Origin of the sequence: Caulobacter sp. UNC358MFTsu5.1 (assembly GCF_000712075.1) — a bacterium.
Classification (GTDB): Bacteria; Pseudomonadota; Alphaproteobacteria; order Caulobacterales; family Caulobacteraceae; genus Caulobacter.
This window is the reverse complement of the sequence record NZ_JONW01000005.1, coordinates 945,004-960,161: the sequence shown is the minus strand read 5'-3', so window position 1 is coordinate 960,161 and position 15,158 is coordinate 945,004. Positions and strand designations below refer to the sequence as shown.

Below are 15,158 nucleotides of genomic sequence, written 5' to 3'. Positions count from 1 at the left end.
CCGCGACTCCGGCTAAGAACGGAGCATGAACTTCTCCGATCCGTTCCTGATCCTCGCCCTGGTGCTGCTGGTCGCGGCCGTCGCCGCCGGGGCGTTCGCCGTCTGGGCCCTGGGCCGCGCCACCCGGGCCGAGGCCAAGGCGTGGCAACTGAACGAGCAACTGGTCCAGGCCGGCGAGCGGGCGCGACTGCTGGAGGACCAGGCCGCCACCCAGGCCGAACTGATCCGCGCCCAGGCCGCCCAGCAGGCGACCATGACCGCCAACACGGTGGCCGAGGCCCTGATCAAGCGCACCGAGGAGAACTTCAAGAGCCGCGAACTGCTCAGCCAGCAGCGCCTGGAAGCCCAGCTCAAGCCGGTGGCCGAGACACTGGCCAAGTTCGAGGCCCAGGTCACCGCCGTCGAGAAGGCGCGGGCGGAAGAGACCGGCGGCCTCAAGGCCCAGATCGCCGCCCTGATGGAGGCCTCGACCGCCACCCAGTTCGAGGCCCGCAAGCTGTCGGCCGCCCTGCGGCGCGGGGCCGGGGTCCAGGGGCGTTGGGGCGAGCAGACCCTGCGCAACGTGCTGGAGGCCGCCGGCCTCAACAGCCGCTTCGACTTCGTCGAGCAGTTCAGCGTCGAGAGCGAGGAGGGCCGTCGCCGCCCCGACGTGAAGGTCAAGATGCCGGGCGGTGGGGTGTTCGTGATCGACGCCAAGTGCTCGCTGAACGCCTTCCTCGAGGCCCAGGAGGCGACCGAGGAGCACCTGCGGGAAAGCGCCCTGGCCCGCCACGCCGCCAGCGTCCGCGCCCACATGCAGGGCCTTTCGGCGAAGGCCTATTGGGACCAGTTCGCCAGCGAGGGCTCGCCCGACTTCGTGGCCATGTTCGTGCCCGGCGACGGCTTCCTCGCGGCCGCCCTGGACCGCCTGCCCGACCTGATGACCGAGGCCATGGACCGCCGGGTGCTGCTGGTCACCCCCACCACCCTGTTCGCCCTGTGCAAGGCCGTCGCCTACGGCTGGCGGGCCGAGGACCAGGCCAAGAACGCCGCCAACATCGTCGCGGTGGGCCGCGAGCTCTACAAGCGCATCGCCGTGATGGGCGCCCACGCCGGCTCGGTGGGCAAGGCGCTGGAGGCGGCCGTGGGCCGCTACAACCAGTTCGTCGGCTCGCTGGAAAGCCAGGTCCTGACCCAGGCCCGCCGCTTCGAGGACCTGTCGGTCGACCACGAGGGCAAGGAGATCAGCGAGCTGGCCCCGGTGGAGGGCTCGGTGCGGCCGCTGATCAAGCTGGCGGCGGACGAAACGCCGAAGCTGCAGGCCAAGTCCTAGGGCCCTCCATCTCCGCTCATCCCGGCGAATGCCGGGACCCAGATCCTAAGGCGGAGCGGTTGATTGGAAGGGCGCTGAGGTCGTGGCGTCCGTCCCACCGCCATTCCATCTGGGTCCCGGCATTCGCCGGGATGAGCGGATTTTTGAGGAGGTGCGGCCACGGGCCGCGTCCCTCCGTCGCCTTGACCCCGGGCGGCGCGGCGCTTACCTGACAGTCGTTATGGCCATCCGTCGCATCCTCACCGTCGATAATTCCGCCGATCTGGCGATCCTGAAGCAGGTCTCCAAGGACGTGCCCGCCGTCACCGACGCGCTGCGCGCCCTGATGGATGACATGCTGGAGACCATGTACGACGCCCCGGGCATCGGCCTGGCCGCCGTGCAGGTCGGCGAGCTGGTCAACGTGATCGTCATGGACCTGGCCCGCGAGGGCGAGGAGCCGGCCCCGCGCTACTTCGTCAATCCGAAGATCACCTGGGAGTCCGAGGAGCTGTTCTCGTACGAGGAAGGCTGCCTGTCGGTGCCCGAGGTCTACGACGCCGTCGAGCGCCCGGCCCGCGTGAAGCTGACCTATCTGGACTACCAGGGCCAGCCGATCGAGGAAGAGGCCGACGGCATGTTCGCCGTCTGCATCCAGCACGAGATGGACCACCTGAAGGGCGTGCTGTTCATCGACCACCTGTCGCGCCTGAAGCGCGACCGGGCGATCAGCAAGGTCAAGAAGGCCCGCCGCGCGGCCTAACTCAGCGGACGACGTGGGGGACACACACTCACCCCACGACCGCGCCCAGTCGGCGCAAGCCTTGCCGTGAGTGTGTGTCCCCTTCTTCGCGCGCCGACGCCTACTTCGTCGCCTCGTGGACTTCCTTCTTGGCGTTCGAGCCGGCCTTCTTGGCGTCGGCGTTGATGTCGGCCGCGGCTTCCTTGGTTTCCTGACCGGCCTTGGCGCCGGCTTCCTTGGCCTTGTCGACCGCCTCGCCGGCCGCGACCTTGGCGTCGGCGGCGGCTTCCTCGGTGCTTTCCTTCAGGGCCGTACCGGCTTCCTTGACGTCGGGGTCGTTCTTGATGTCGACGGCGGCCTGCTTGATCTCGGTGCCGGCGGCCTTGGCGCCTTCCTTGATCTGGGTGGCGTGCTCGTCCGAGCAGGCGGCCAGCGACAGGGCGGCCAGGCCGGCGACGGCGAAGAGGGTGATGGAGCGCATGGCGTTTCCTCCTGGAAATGGCGTCGCCCATAGAACGGCGGTCCATGGTCGAGGTTCCGACTCATGTCGCACCCCTGCTTCCTAAGGACGGTCATGCCGTCTAAACGTCCGCCATGCGCCTCGCCTTCCTCGGAACCCCCGATTTCTCCGTCGCCTGCCTGGCCGAGCTCGTCGCCGCCGGCCACGAGATCGCCTGCGTCTATTCCCAGCCGCCCGCCCCGCGCGGCCGCGGCCAGGACCTGAAGCCCTCGCCGGTCCACGCCTTCGCCGAAAGCCTGGGCCTGCCGGTGCGCACGCCGGTCTCGATGAAGACCCCCGAGGAGATCGCGGCCTTCCAGGCGCTCGACCTGGACGCCGCCGTGGTGGTGGCCTTCGGCCAGATCCTGGTGAAGGCCGTGCTGGAGGCCCCGCGCCTGGGCTGCTTCAACCTGCACGCCAGCCTGCTGCCGCGCTGGCGCGGCGCCGCCCCCATCCAGCGGGCGATCATGGCCGGCGACGCGGTGACCGGCGTCCAGGTGATGCGGATGAGCGAGGGCCTGGACGAAGGCCCGGTGCTGATGGGCGAGCAGGTGCGGATCGACGCCCTGGAGACCGCCGGCAGCCTGCACGACAAGCTGGCCGCCGTCGGCTCGCGCATGCTGCCCGTCGCCCTGGCCGCCATCGAGCGCGGCGCGGCCCGCGAGGTCCCGCAGGCGGAAGAGGGCGTGACCTACGCCAAGAAGATCAAGTCGGCCGAGGCCCGCATCGACTGGACCCGTCCGGCCGCCGAGGTCGACCGCCACATCCGGGGCCTGTCGCCGTTCCCCGGCGCCTGGTTCGAGGCGCCGTCCGACAAGGGCCCTGTCCGCGTGAAGGCCCTGCTGTCGCGCGTCGAGGACGCCGACGGCTCGCCGGGCGCGGTGCTGGACGACGCCCTGCTGATCGCCTGCGGGGAGGTCGCGGTGCGCCTGCTCAAGGCCCAGCGCGAGGGCAAGGGCGTGCAGGAGGCCGAGGTCTTCCTGCGCGGCTTCCCGCTGGCGGCCGGAACGGTCCTGGCCTGATGCCCCGCTACCGCCTGACGATCGAGTATGACGGCCGGCCCTATAACGGCTTCCAGGCCCAGGCCTCGCAGCCGTCGGTGCAGGGGGCGCTGGAGGCGGCGGTGAAGGCCTTCACCGGCCAGGAGATCCGCGTGGCCGCCGCCGGCCGCACCGACACCGGCGTCCACGCGACGGGCCAGGTGGTGCATGTCGATCTCGAGCGCGACTGGCCGGCCGAGACGGTGATGAACGCCCTGAACGCCCACCTGACGCGCGAGGCGGTCAGCGTGTTGGACGCGTCGGTCGCGCCGGAGGGCTGGCACGCCCGGTTCTCGGCCGACGAGCGGCGCTACCTCTACCGCATCCTCAACCGCCGCGCCCCGCCGGCCCTCGACAAGGGCAAGGTCTGGCACATGAAGAAAGCCCTCGACGCCGAGGGCATGCACGCGGCCGCCCAGGCCCTGGTCGGGCTGCACGACTTCACGACCTTCCGCGACATGGCCTGCCAGGCGAAGTCGCCGCTCAAGACCCTGGACGTGGCCCGCGTCAGCCGCGTCGGCGAGGAGGTCCATCTGGTGTTCGAGGCCCGCTCGTTCCTGCACCGACAGGTGCGGTCGATGACCGGCACCCTGGTCGAGGTCGGGGTGGGCCGCTGGACCGCCGACGACCTCAAGGCCGCCCTGGAGGCCAGGGACCGCACGGCCTGCGGGCCGGTCGCGCCGTCGGACGGGCTGTACCTCACGGGGGTGGGGTACGAGGGGGAGTAGGGGCGAAGAGCCCAAGCCTCTTTATGCCCACCCCACGGTTGTCATCCCGGAAAGCGCGTAGCGCTTGTCCGGGACCCAGGTGAACCGCACCGTATCAGCCCAGTCCCCTGGGTCCCGGACAGCCTCTACGAGGCTTCCGGGATGACAACGGTTTTGAGCTGATCCCTCGAGCCAATCTCACCGCTTCTTCGCCCGCTCGGCCCGCGCCGTCTGGATCTGGCCGACCGCCAGGGCCAGCATGAAGGCGCCGAAGGCGGCGACCACCAGGGTGAGGAAAGGGGGCATGAAAGCTCTCCGTTGCAAGTACGGCGAAGCTTCTCCGGCGAGGCCGGCGGCCACCTTGATCCAGCGCAAGACTAGGTAGACGCCCTTAAAGCACCGAGCAGTTGGTCAGCTGGCTGAACCGCTCCAGGGCCACGGTCCCCACCACCGAGGTGCCGAACCGGTCCAGCTCCGGCGACCACACGGCGATCGCCGCCTTGCCCGGCACGATGGCGACGATGCCGCCGCCCACGCCGCTCTTGGCCGGCAGGCCGACGCGGTAGGCGAAGCTGCCGACGCTGTCATAGATGCCGCAGGTCAGCAGCAGGGCGTTCAGGCGGCGCGACAGGCGTTCGGGGAAGATCGTCTCCTCGACGATCGGCGAGAAGCCGCCGGCCGCCAGGGGCAGCATGGCGCGGGCCAGCTGGCGGCAGCTCATGGTCAGGGCGCACTGGCGGCAATAGGCGGCGACCACGGCCTCGGGGTCGTGGTGGATCGTGCCCTTGCCGCGCATCAGGTTGGCGATGGCCCGGTTCTGCCAGGCGTTGGCCAGTTCGGACTCCGCCACCGCCTCGTCGATCTCGACCTCCTCGCCGGCCAGGAAGCCCGCGAAGCCGCGCACCAGGGCCGGCGGGTCCTTGAACACGTCCATCAGCTGGTCGCAGACGGCGATGGCCCCGGCGTTGATGAACGGGTTGCGCGGCACGCCCTCCTCGGATTCCAGCTGGGAGAGGTGGTTGAACGGCGTGCCCGACGGCTCCTTGCCCACCCGGGTCCAGACCTCGTCGCCGAAGCGGTTCAGGGCCAGCCCCAGCGAGAAGACCTTGGTGATGCTCTGGACCGAGAAGCCCTCGTCGGCGTCGCCGATCACCGCCTCCTCGCCCGAGACCAGCCGCACGGCCATGCCGAACTTGGTCGGCGGCACGCAGGCCAGCTGGGGGATGTAGTCGGCGGGGCGGCCCTTGCCGAAGTACGGCTTCACCAGCACGGCCACCTCGGCCAGGACGTCGGCGATCGAAAGCTCGTCCATGCGCGTCTCTAGATCCGAACCGCCACCAGCACCGCCCCCGCCGCGATCAGGGCCACGCCCAGCCAGTTCAGGGCCGACAGCTTCTCGCCCAGGAACACGGCGGCGATGATCGCCACGAACACGACGCTGAGTTTGTCGACCGGCGCGACCTTGGCCGCCTCGCCCAGCTTCAGGGCCCGGAAGTAGCACAGCCACGAGGCGCCGGTGGCCAGGCCCGACAGCACCAGGAACATCCACGAGCGCGGGGCGATCGAACCGGGGGCGCGCCACTCGCCGGCCACGGTCAGGATCAGGCCGGCGAAGCCCAGGATCACCACCGTGCGGATGAAGGTGGCGAGGTTGGAGCCGACGCCGTCGATCCCGACCTTGGCCAGGATGGCGGTCAGGGCCGCGAAGACCGCCGAGGCGAGCGCCCAGAAGGGCCAGCTAGCCAGGGCGGCGCGGCCCATCAGGCGAAGGCCGCGAAATAACGGCCGATCAGGGCCTGGTAGATGTCGGCCAGGGCCTCGACCTCCTGGACCGGGACCCGCTCGTCGACCTGGTGCATGGTCGAGCCGACCAGGCCGAACTCGACCACCGGGCACAGGCTGCGGATGAACCGCGCGTCGCTGGTGCCGCCGGTGGTGGAGAGCTCGGGCACGCGGCCGGTGGCGTCGCCGACGGCGGCCACGATCACGTCGGTGAAGGCGCCCGGCTCGGTCAGGAAGGCCTCGCCGCTGATCTTGCACAGCGCCTCGACCCGGCCCGAGAAGCCCTCGGCGGCCTCGCGGCACTCCTGCTCGATCCAGGCGGCCAGGTCCTTGCCCTTGTGGGCCGGGTTGAAGCGGATGTTGATCCGGGCCTTGGCCGAGGCGGGGATGACGTTGGTGGCGGTGTTGCCCACATCCACCGTGGTGACTTCCAGGTTCGAGGGCTGGAAGCCGGTATAGCCGTCGTCCAGCACCCGGCTCTGCAGGCGGGTGAGGATGTCGACCATCACCGGGATCGGGTTGGCGGCGCGGTGCGGATAGGCCACGTGGCCCTGCTTGCCGTCCACGGCGATCCAGGCGTTGATGCTGCCGCGCCGGCCGATCTTGACCATGTCGCCCAGCAGATTGGCGCTGGTCGGCTCGCCGACGATGCAATGATCGATGACCTCGCCCTCGGCGGCCAGGGCCTGGACGACCTTGACGGTGCCGTCCTCGGCCACGCCCTCCTCGTCGCCGGTGATCAGGAAGCTCAGCGAACCCGGCAGGTCCTGCGGCAGGCGCGAGACGGCGGCGACGAAGGCGGCGATGGCGCTCTTCATGTCGACCGCGCCCCGGCCGAACAGGACCCCGTCCTTGATCTCGGCCTCGAACGGCCCGGCGGTCCAGGCGGCGTCGTCGCCCACGGGCACCACGTCGGTGTGGCCGGCGAAGCAGAGGTTCGGGCGGGCGGTCCCGCGCCGGGCGTAGAGGTTCTCGATCTCGCCGAACTTCATGCGGCGGCAGTTGAAGCCGAGCGCTTCGAGTTGCCGCTGCAGCACGTCCATCGCCCCCTCGTCGGCCGGGGTCACGGACGGACGGCGGATCAGCGCCTGGGCGAGGGCCACGGGATCGAGGGTGGGGGCGAGGCTGTTGTCAGTCATTGTCCTGGCTTTAGGCTTACCTCAGGCCCGACGCAAACCGCGCAAGCTTCTTCCACGGATCGCCATGCCCAAGATCGACATCGAAGCCGCGCCGCTGCGCGTGGGAAGCAACTACCCGCCGCCGCACGACGCGCCGTGCCGCGAGCGCCGCCGCCGGGCTCTCGGCGACGCGGCCGGCCTCGACCAGTTCGGCGTCAACCTGATGCGCCTGCCGCCCGGCCAGTGGAGCAGCCAGCGCCATTGGCACAGCGCCGAGGACGAGTTCGTCTGGGTGGTCGAGGGCGAGGTGGTGCTGGTCGAGGACGGAACCGAGACGGTGCTGCGGGCCGGCGACTGCGCGGGCTTCAAGGCCGGGGTCGCCAACGGCCACCACCTGGAGAACCGCTCGGACCGCGAGGCCGTGCTGCTGGAGATGGGCTCGCGCCGGCCGGACCAGGACACCTGCACCTACAGCGACATCGACATGGTGGCGCGGGCGGGGGAGGACATCTACCGCCACAGGGACGGGACGCCGTACTAGGCGGGGACGGAGCCGGGGACATGCCCTCGCGGCGTGTCCCTATCAGCATCCAGCGAGCCAAGCCTTGGGGACACGCCCGAGGGCATGTCCCCGTCAGGGGGCTCGTCAGGCGGCCAGGACGTCCAGCGCGTGGGCCAGGCTCGGCCGGGCGTGGGGGGCGGGATTCAAGCAGTCGGCCAGCAGGGTCCGGACGGCGGGCGGGGCGGGCTGCGCGGTCCGCTCCAGCAGTTCGCCCAGCAGCCGGCCCCAGGCCAGGACGTCCAGCCGGGCCAGCGGGTCGCCGGGACCGCCCGGCAGGAACGAGGCGGCGCCGAAGTCGCTGAGTACCGCCGCGCCGGTCGCGCCGTCCCACAGCGTGTTGTGGGCGTAGAGGTCGCCGTGCGACAGGCCGCGCGCGTGCAGGTGCGCCGCGCCGGCCGCGACGTCCCGGGCCAGGCGGAGGGCGACGTCGAGGTCCAGCCTCAGTTCCGGGGCGTAGACGTCGCGGCTGCAGCTGGCCCGGCTGGGCGGCCCGGCCAGGGCCCGCCAGTCCTCCGGCAACAGCGGCATCAGCAGGCCCTGCGCGCCGTGGGGATGATCGGCCAGGCGGCCCAGGGCGCCGGTCAGGTTGGCGTGGGCGCCGGCGGCCAGGCAGGCGGCGATCTCGCGCTCGGGCAGGCCGTCGCTGGTCATGGCGTCCTTGAACAGCTTCAGGGCCACGGGACGGGCCGCCGCGCCGTCGGTCCACCGGGCCCGATGGACCTCGCCCGAGGCGCCCGCGCCCAGCAGGCGCTCGACGCTCAGGACGGACCAGGCGATCGCCTCGGGGGCGCTGGGCTCGCCCTGGTCGAACGGGTTCCCGGCCCAGGCCAGCCACGCCAGGCTCGGCGCCTCGGCCAGCCAGGCGGGCAGGGCCTCCAGGCGGTTGGCGGCCAGGCGCAGCAGCTCCAGGTTCGCCGCGCCCGCCAGGGTTTCTGGCAGGGCCGTCAGGCGGTTGCCCGCCAGCAGCAGCTTCTGCAGCGCCGGCCGTTCGCCCAGGGCGTCGGGCAGGGTCTCGACGGCGTTGTCGGTCAGGGTCAGCCAGCGCGTGGCGGGCGGCAGGGCCTCGGCGGGGACTTCCCGCAGGCCGCACCCTCGGAAGCCCAGCTGGCTCAGCGCCGCGCAGTCGCCCAGGCCGGGCGGCAGGCGGTCGAAGCGGTTGTTCGAGCAGAACAGGGCCCGCAGGCGGCCCAGCCGGCCGATGTCGTCGGGAAGGCCGGTCAGGGCGTTGCCGCTGAGGTCCAGCACCTCCAGGGTGTCGGCCAGGTCGAGGATCTCGCGGGGGAACTCGGTCAGGCCCTCGCGCAGCGTCAGCTCGCGCGCGCCCGCCAGCGCGCCGCGACGCAGGGCGTCCAGGGTCTGGATCATGGACGCCCTCGTCTTCGACGCTTAGTCGCGCAACAGGTCGTTGATCGAGGTCTTCGACCGGGTCTTGGCGTCCACGGTCTTGACGATGACGGCGCACGACAGGCTGGGGCCGCCCTTCGGGTCGGGCAGGCTGCCGGGGACGACGACGCTGTAGGGCGGCACCTTGCCGATGTGGACCGCTCCGGTGGCGCGGTCGACGATCTTGGTCGAGGCCGAGATGAACACGCCCATCGACAGGACGCTGCCCTCGCCGACGACGACGCCCTCGACGACTTCCGAACGGGCGCCGATGAAGCAGTCGTCCTCGATGATGGTCGGGTTGGCCTGCAGGGGCTCCAGCACGCCGCCGATGCCGACGCCGCCCGACAGGTGGACGCGCTTGCCGATCTGGGCGCACGAGCCGACCGTCACCCAGGTGTCGACCATGGTGCTGTCGTCCACATAGGCGCCGATGTTCACGAACGACGGCATCAGGATGACGTTCTTGCCGACATAGGCGCCGCGGCGGACGATCGAGCCGGGCACGGCGCGGAAGCCGGCGGCCTCGAACTGCGGGGCGTCCCAGCCGTCGAACTTGTTGGGGACCTTGTCCCACCACGGGCCCACGGCGCCGCCCAGGGTCCCGGCGTGCATGACCTTGTTGGGGTTCAGGCGGAACGACAGCAGCACGGCCTTCTTCAGCCACTGGTGGGTGGTCCACTCGCCGTCGATCTTCTCCGACACCCGGGCCTTGCCGGCGTCGATCAGCAGCAGGGTCTCCTCGACCGCCGTGCGCACCGGGCCGGTGGTGGCGGTGGAGACGCCGTCGCGGGCCTCCCAGGCGGCTTCGACTTCGGCTTGCAGGTCGGCGAGGGTCAGGGCGGTCATGTCAGGCTTCCTTCAGGCGCGCCGAGGTCAGGAACCCGGCGAGGTCGTGCGTGCGGTGATGGACGAAGTCGGCGGTCGAGGCGGCCGCGTGGGCGCCGACCAGGACGGTGGTCATACCCATGAGGGCGGCGGGGGCCAGGTTCTTCTCGCTGTCCTCGAAGAAGGCCGTGGCCGGCGGGGCGAAGGCGTGGCGGGCCACCACCTTCTCGAACGTCGCCATGGCGGGCTTGGGGATGTAGTCGGCCGTCTCGATGGCGAAGACGTCCTCGAACAGGTGCGCCAGGCCCAGGTGCGCCAACACCCGCTCGGCGTGGCCCAGCGAGCCGTTGGTGAACACCAGGCGCCGGCCGGGCAGGGCCGCCACGGCCGCCTGCAGCGCCGGGTCGGGCGTCAGCCGGTCCATCGAGACGTCGTGCACCTCGTCGAGGAACGCCTTGGGCTCCAGGCCGTGATGGGCCATCAGCCCGGCCAGGGTGGTGCCGTGCTCGAGGTAGTAGCGCTTCTGGATCGCCCGGGCCTCTTCGCGGGGCAGGCCGGTGGTCCGCTCCATGAAGTCGGTCATCTTGCCCTCGATCAGGGCCATGAACTCGCATTCGGCCGGATAGAGGGTGTTGTCCAGGTCGAACAGCCAGGTCTCGACATGCGCGAGATCGACCGTCATTTCGAGATCAGCGTACCCGCGCCATGCTCGCTGAACAGTTCGACCAGCATGGCGTGGGGACGGCGCCCGTCCAGGATGACCACGGCCTCGACGCCCGATTCCACGGCGTGGATGGCGTTCTCCAGCTTGGGGATCATGCCGCCGGTGGCGACGCCCGACGTGATCAGCTCGCGGGCCTCGTCCAGCGTCATCTGGCGGATCAGCTCGCCGTTGGCGTCGAGCACGCCCTTGATGTCGGTCAGCATCAGCATCCGCTTGGCCTTCAGGGCGCCCGCCAGGGCGCCGGCCACGGTGTCGGCGTTGATGTTGAAGGTCTCGCCCTGGGCCGAGACGCCGATCGGGGCGATCACCGGGATGTAGTCGGTTTCCGAGGTCAGCAGGGCCTGGATCAGGTGCGGGTCGACCTTGGTCGGCTCGCCCACGAAGCCCAGGTCGACGGCCTGCTCGATGTTGCTGTCCGGATCCTTGCGGGTGCGGGTCACCTTCTCGGCGGTGATCAGGCGGGCGTCCTTGCCCGACAGGCCCACGCCGCGCACGTCGGCCTCGGCGCCGGCCTGGGTGATCCAGCTGGCGATTTCCTTGTTGATGGCGCCCGACAGCACCATCTCGGCCACTTCCATGGTGGCTTCGTCGGTGACGCGCAGCCCGTCGACGAAGGTCGACTTCACGCCGGCCTTGTCGAGCATGCGGCTGATCTGCGGGCCGCCGCCGTGCACCACGACGGGGTGCACGCCCAGCAGCTTGAGCAGCACGACGTCGGCCGCGAACAGCTTGGCCACCTGCTCCTGGCCCATGGCGTGGCCGCCATATTTGATGACCACCGTCTCGCGGTCGTAGATCTGGATATAGGGCAGGGCTTCGGCCAGGGTCTTGGCCGTGGCCCAGCCCGCTTCCTCGGCGACGTCGGTCAAGGCGGCGGTCCTGTAAGGCGAAAGGCGCGCCTCGATAGCGGACCCCGTCCCCCCTGTCACCAAAAACGGCGGCTCAGGGGCGAGGCGGGACCGGGACCAACGGCGGCGGCGGGAGCGGCGTCATCGGCGGCTTGGCCTCGCCGGCCTTGCAGACGCACTCACAGGGCGCCGTGGTCATGACGGGGCTCTGGCCCGTGGGGCAGGCCTTGAAGCTGCATTGGGCCTTCTTGGCGTCGCATTGGAGGGCCTGGATCGCCTCCAGGCTGCCCGGAGCCGGCGACTGCTGCGCCCAGGCCGAAGTCGAGAGGAGCGCGGCCAGGACGGCGGCGCCGGCGAGATGTTTCCGGTTCATGGAAGGCCCCTGGGTGCGAGCGGCTCCCCCGAAAACGGCCGCTGCGATCCGACCCAGCCTCTACTGTCGCGCTTCCCGGATCAAGTAACGTTGTTATCGATCGGAGTCCTTGCGTCCGAACCGCCACTTCAGGGCCAGCACCGCGCCGGACATCAGCAGACAGGCGGTGTTGGAGGCGATCACCGGCCAGGCCTTGATCAGCACGCCGTAGGCGATCCAGCACGCGAAGCCCGTGACGGTGACCAGATAGGTGCGCAGCGACACCGACTCCGCGTCCTTCTCCTTCCAGATCTTGACGATCTGCGGGGCGAAGCTGGTGATCGACAACAGGGCGGCGGCCGTGCCCACGACCGAGGCGATCAGCGGAACGCCCATCGCCTAGCCGGTGGCGCGGGCGAGGCCCGGCAGGCCCCAACGCTGGGCGTAGGCCGGGGCCAGTTCCAGGCCGACCGGCGGCGGGCCGGGCGCCTGGCCCTCGCGCAGGCAAACCGTCAGATAGGTCAGGGCGGTCTTCACGCCGTGCTCGGAATAGGGCTTGCCGATCACCCCGCAGGCGCCGGCGAAGTCGTCGGGCAGGCGCTTGACGTTGGCGGTCATGAACAGGGCCACGCCGCCGCAGTCGTCGTGGATGGTGCGCGCCACCTCGACGCCGGTCGGACCGTCGCGCAGGTGGACGTCGACCAGGGCCAGGTCGGGGCGCAGGTCGCAGGCCAGGGCCTTGGCCTCGTCCGAGCTCATGGCCAGGCCCACGGCGTGGCAGCCGACCTCCTCGACCAGGAACTCCAGTTCCGTGGCCAGCAGGACCTCGTCTTCCACGATCAAAACGTCGAGCGGACGCTCGGTCATCACCTAATCCAAACCTTGTCTCAGTGATGGACGCCGTTGACCGGCAGGTGCACCACCACGCGGGTTCCGGGATCGGCGGGCGTGGTCTCCGAGCGCGCCTTCAACTGCTGGCACAGCAGCTGGACGATGGTCAGACCGAATCCGCCCGACGACGCGGAATTCTCCACCCCAACGCCGTTGTCGGCGATTTCGATCCGGAATTCGGCGTCCTGGCGGGTGATCCGCACCAGGATCTCACCGGCGCGGCCGTCCACGGCCGCCCCCATGCTCTCTGGCGGGAAGGCGTGGCGCAGGGCGTTGGAGAACAGCTCGCTGATCACCAGGGCCAGGGGCGCGGCCTTGGAGGCGGCGATGTCGATGCGCTCCAGGTCCAGGCTGACCTTGATGTCGTCGCGCCGGGCCGCGCCCATCATGTCGCTGACCAGGTCGCGCACGAAGGCCGAGACGTCGAAGCGCTCGACGTCCTCGCTCTGGAACAGGCGGCGGTGGACGGTGGCGATGGCGCTGACCCGCTCCAGCATGCCGCGCAGGCTGTTCTTGACCCCCGGATCGGTGACCCGGCGGTTCTGCAGCAGCAGCAGGGACGAGATGAGCTGGAGGTTGTTCTTGACCCGGTGGTCGACCTCGTGGAGCAGGGCGGTCTTCTGCTGCAGGGCCTGGGTCAGGTCGGCGGTGCGGGCCGCGACGGCCGCCTCCAGCCGGTCGCGGGTGTCGTCCAGCTCGAACTCCACGCGCTTCTTGTCGCTGACGTTCAGCTGGGAGCCGAAGAAGTAGACGATCTCGCTGTCCTTGCCGCGCACCGGCGACAGGTAGAGGGCGTTCCAGAAGGTGGAGCCGTCCTTGCGGTAGTTGAGGATGTCGATGGCGATATCCTCGCCGTTGGCGACGGCCGCGCTCAGCTTCTCGATCGCGGCCGGATCGGTGTCGGGTCCCTGCAGGAAGCGGCAGTTGCGGCCGATCACCTCGTCGCGGTGATAGCCGGTCAGGGCCAGGAAGGCGTTGTTGGCGAAGATGATCGGATGGTCGGGCTGGCGGGCGTCGGTGACGATCATGGCCATGCGGGTGGCGCGGATCGCCGCCGCGAACGGATCGCCGGCCCCATGCTCAGCCGCCAGTTCTTCCGCCGCCCGTTCCGACCGCAATATGTCCGTCATTCGCTGGACGCCCGACCTTTACGACATGCCCCGTGGCTCCCCAGAACGCCGTTTTGGCGGTCGGGTTCCAGACATTGACCCAAAACGCCGTCCCGCGAAACGCAGGACGGCGGAAACCCGAAGGTTCCCGCCGCCAGGGTCTGGAAGGTCGAGGCCGGCTTACCGGGGCTTGTAGATCCGGTCGAAGACGCCGCCGTCGTTGAAGTGGGTGGCCTGGGCCTTCTTCCAGCCGCCGAAGGTGTCGTCGATGGTCACCAGCGGGATCGACTTGAACTTGCCGGCGTACTTGGCGGCCGCCTGGGCGTTGCGCGGGCGGTAGTGGTTCTTGCCGATCAGGTCCTGGGCGATGGGGCTGTAGAGGAAGTTCAGATAGCCCTCGGCCACGACGCGGGTCTTGTGGCGGTCGACGTTCTTGTCGACCAGGGCCACCGGCGGCTCGGCCAGGATCGACAGCGACGGATAGACGATGTCGAACTTGCCCGGCAGTTCCTCCTGGGCGAGGTAGGCCTCGTTCTCCCAGGACAGCAGGACGTCGCCCAGGCCGCGCTGGGTGAAGCTGGTGGTCGCGCCGCGGGCGCCGGTGTCCAGAACGGGCACGTGCTTGAACAGCTCGGTGACGAAGGCCTCGGCCTTGGCGGGGTTGCCGCCCGGCTGCTTCAGGGCCCAGGCCCAGGCGGCCAGGTAGTTCCAGCGCGCGCCGCCCGAGGTCTTCGGGTTGGGGGTGATCACGTCGATGCCCGGCTTGATCAGGTCGCCCCAGTCCTTGATCTTCCACGGGTTGCCCTTGCGGACCAGGAACACGATCGTCGAGGTGTAGGGGGTCGAGTTCTGCGGCAGGCGCGACTGCCAGTTGGCCGGCAGCAGCTTGGCTTTGGCCGAGATCTCGTCGATGTCGTAGGCGAGCGCCAGGGTGACGACGTCGGCCTGCAGGCCGTCGATCACCGAGCGGGCCTGCTTGCCCGAGCCGCCGTGCGACTGGTTGATGGTCAGGTCCTGGCCGACCTTCTCCTTCCAGTACTTGGCGTAGGCGGCGTTGATGTCCTTGTAGAGCTCGCGGGTCGGATCGTAGCTGACGTTCAGCAGGGTCACCGGCTTGGCGCCCTGGGCGTGGGCCGAACCGGCCAGGGCGGCGGGGACGGCCAGGGCCGCGGCGCCGGCGGTGGCCGAGCCCAGGAGGCCGCGACGCGTGGGGGCTTTGAGATCTTTGATCATGGCGATGTTGCTCGCGTGAGAAGGTGGATCTTTTGAACGCTTTGCGACC

Annotated in this window: 18 protein-coding genes; 5 read left to right on the top strand and 13 right to left on the bottom strand. The window is 70.3% G+C overall.

What is annotated here, in order from left to right; translation table 11 throughout:
• Positions 1-25: 25 nt before the first annotated feature.
• Positions 26-1,312, top strand: a complete 1,287-nt coding sequence (locus BR39_RS0106385) for a DNA recombination protein RmuC (protein WP_029908860.1) — start codon at positions 26-28, stop codon at positions 1,310-1,312.
• A gap of 220 nt (positions 1,313-1,532) precedes the next feature.
• Complete coding sequence (gene def, locus BR39_RS0106380) at positions 1,533-2,054, top strand: peptide deformylase (RefSeq protein ID WP_029908859.1); 522 nt, start codon at positions 1,533-1,535, stop codon at positions 2,052-2,054.
• A 100-nt stretch (positions 2,055-2,154) separates the two neighbouring features.
• Here the strand turns inward: def and BR39_RS0106375 are convergent, their stop codons facing one another.
• Entirely contained in the window at positions 2,155-2,514 is a 360-nt protein-coding gene (locus BR39_RS0106375; RefSeq protein WP_029908857.1) for a hypothetical protein, read from the bottom strand.
• 113 nt (positions 2,515-2,627) lie between these two features.
• Here BR39_RS0106375 and fmt point away from each other — a divergent pair, with 113 nt between their 5' ends.
• The gene (fmt, locus tag BR39_RS0106370) at positions 2,628-3,554 is read left to right on the top strand and encodes a methionyl-tRNA formyltransferase (RefSeq protein ID WP_029908855.1); all 927 of its coding nucleotides are present in this window, start codon (positions 2,628-2,630) and stop codon (positions 3,552-3,554) included.
• A complete protein-coding gene (truA, locus tag BR39_RS0106365; protein WP_029908853.1) occupies positions 3,554-4,300 on the top strand; it encodes a tRNA pseudouridine(38-40) synthase TruA in 747 nt (248 codons plus the stop codon). Before fmt ends, truA begins: the two co-directional genes overlap by 1 nt.
• Positions 4,301-4,670: 370 nt before the next feature.
• Here truA and BR39_RS0106355 read toward each other — a convergent pair whose 3' ends face one another.
• From BR39_RS0106355 to dapE, 3 genes are read right to left on the bottom strand one after another with little or no spacing between them, the layout of a single operon-like run.
• Positions 4,671-5,591 carry a glutaminase gene (locus tag BR39_RS0106355; RefSeq protein ID WP_029908851.1) on the bottom strand — a complete coding sequence of 307 codons (921 nt, stop codon included), beginning with the start codon at positions 5,589-5,591 and terminating at the stop codon, positions 4,671-4,673.
• 8 nt (positions 5,592-5,599) lie between these two features.
• Positions 5,600-6,040, bottom strand: a complete 441-nt coding sequence (locus BR39_RS0106350) for an EamA family transporter (RefSeq protein WP_029908849.1) — start codon at positions 6,038-6,040, stop codon at positions 5,600-5,602.
• Entirely contained in the window at positions 6,040-7,200 is a 1,161-nt protein-coding gene (gene dapE, locus BR39_RS0106345) for a succinyl-diaminopimelate desuccinylase (protein WP_029908847.1), read from the bottom strand. The genes BR39_RS0106350 and dapE overlap by 1 nt, the downstream gene beginning before the upstream one ends.
• A 64-nt stretch (positions 7,201-7,264) precedes the next feature.
• Between dapE and BR39_RS0106340 the strand changes: the two genes are divergently transcribed.
• The gene (locus BR39_RS0106340; protein WP_029908845.1) at positions 7,265-7,720 is read left to right on the top strand and encodes a cupin domain-containing protein; all 456 of its coding nucleotides are present in this window, start codon (positions 7,265-7,267) and stop codon (positions 7,718-7,720) included.
• A gap of 105 nt (positions 7,721-7,825) precedes the next feature.
• Here BR39_RS0106340 and BR39_RS0106335 read toward each other — a convergent pair whose 3' ends face one another.
• From BR39_RS0106335 to BR39_RS0106295, 9 genes are all read right to left on the bottom strand, one after another.
• Positions 7,826-9,106 (bottom strand): leucine-rich repeat-containing protein kinase family protein, encoded by a 1,281-nt coding sequence (locus BR39_RS0106335; protein ID WP_029908843.1) that lies wholly within the window; start codon positions 9,104-9,106, stop codon positions 7,826-7,828.
• Between the two features lie 21 nt (positions 9,107-9,127).
• Positions 9,128-9,973, bottom strand: a complete 846-nt coding sequence (gene dapD, locus BR39_RS0106330; protein WP_029908841.1) for a 2,3,4,5-tetrahydropyridine-2,6-dicarboxylate N-succinyltransferase — start codon at positions 9,971-9,973, stop codon at positions 9,128-9,130.
• A gap of 1 nt (position 9,974) precedes the next feature.
• Positions 9,975-10,634: a pyrimidine 5'-nucleotidase gene (locus BR39_RS0106325; protein WP_029908839.1), complete on the bottom strand. Its 660-nt coding sequence runs from the start codon at positions 10,632-10,634 to the stop codon at positions 9,975-9,977.
• Positions 10,631-11,545, bottom strand: a complete 915-nt coding sequence (argB, locus tag BR39_RS0106320; protein WP_029908837.1) for an acetylglutamate kinase — start codon at positions 11,543-11,545, stop codon at positions 10,631-10,633. Before argB ends, BR39_RS0106325 begins: the two co-directional genes overlap by 4 nt.
• 73 nt (positions 11,546-11,618) lie before the next feature.
• On the bottom strand, positions 11,619-11,897 hold the full coding sequence (locus tag BR39_RS0106315; RefSeq protein WP_029908835.1) for a hypothetical protein: 279 nt from the start codon (positions 11,895-11,897) through the stop codon (positions 11,619-11,621).
• A gap of 93 nt (positions 11,898-11,990) precedes the next feature.
• Positions 11,991-12,272 carry a SemiSWEET family sugar transporter gene (locus BR39_RS0106310; protein ID WP_029908833.1) on the bottom strand — a complete coding sequence of 94 codons (282 nt, stop codon included), beginning with the start codon at positions 12,270-12,272 and terminating at the stop codon, positions 11,991-11,993.
• Between the two features lie 3 nt (positions 12,273-12,275).
• On the bottom strand, positions 12,276-12,743 hold the full coding sequence (locus BR39_RS0106305; protein WP_029908831.1) for a response regulator: 468 nt from the start codon (positions 12,741-12,743) through the stop codon (positions 12,276-12,278).
• Between the two features lie 20 nt (positions 12,744-12,763).
• On the bottom strand, positions 12,764-13,897 hold the full coding sequence (locus tag BR39_RS0106300) for a histidine kinase dimerization/phosphoacceptor domain -containing protein (RefSeq protein ID WP_029908829.1): 1,134 nt from the start codon (positions 13,895-13,897) through the stop codon (positions 12,764-12,766).
• 159 nt (positions 13,898-14,056) lie between these two features.
• Positions 14,057-15,109 carry a sulfate ABC transporter substrate-binding protein gene (locus BR39_RS0106295; RefSeq protein WP_029908827.1) on the bottom strand — a complete coding sequence of 351 codons (1,053 nt, stop codon included), beginning with the start codon at positions 15,107-15,109 and terminating at the stop codon, positions 14,057-14,059.
• Between the last annotated feature and the right edge of the window lie 49 nt (positions 15,110-15,158).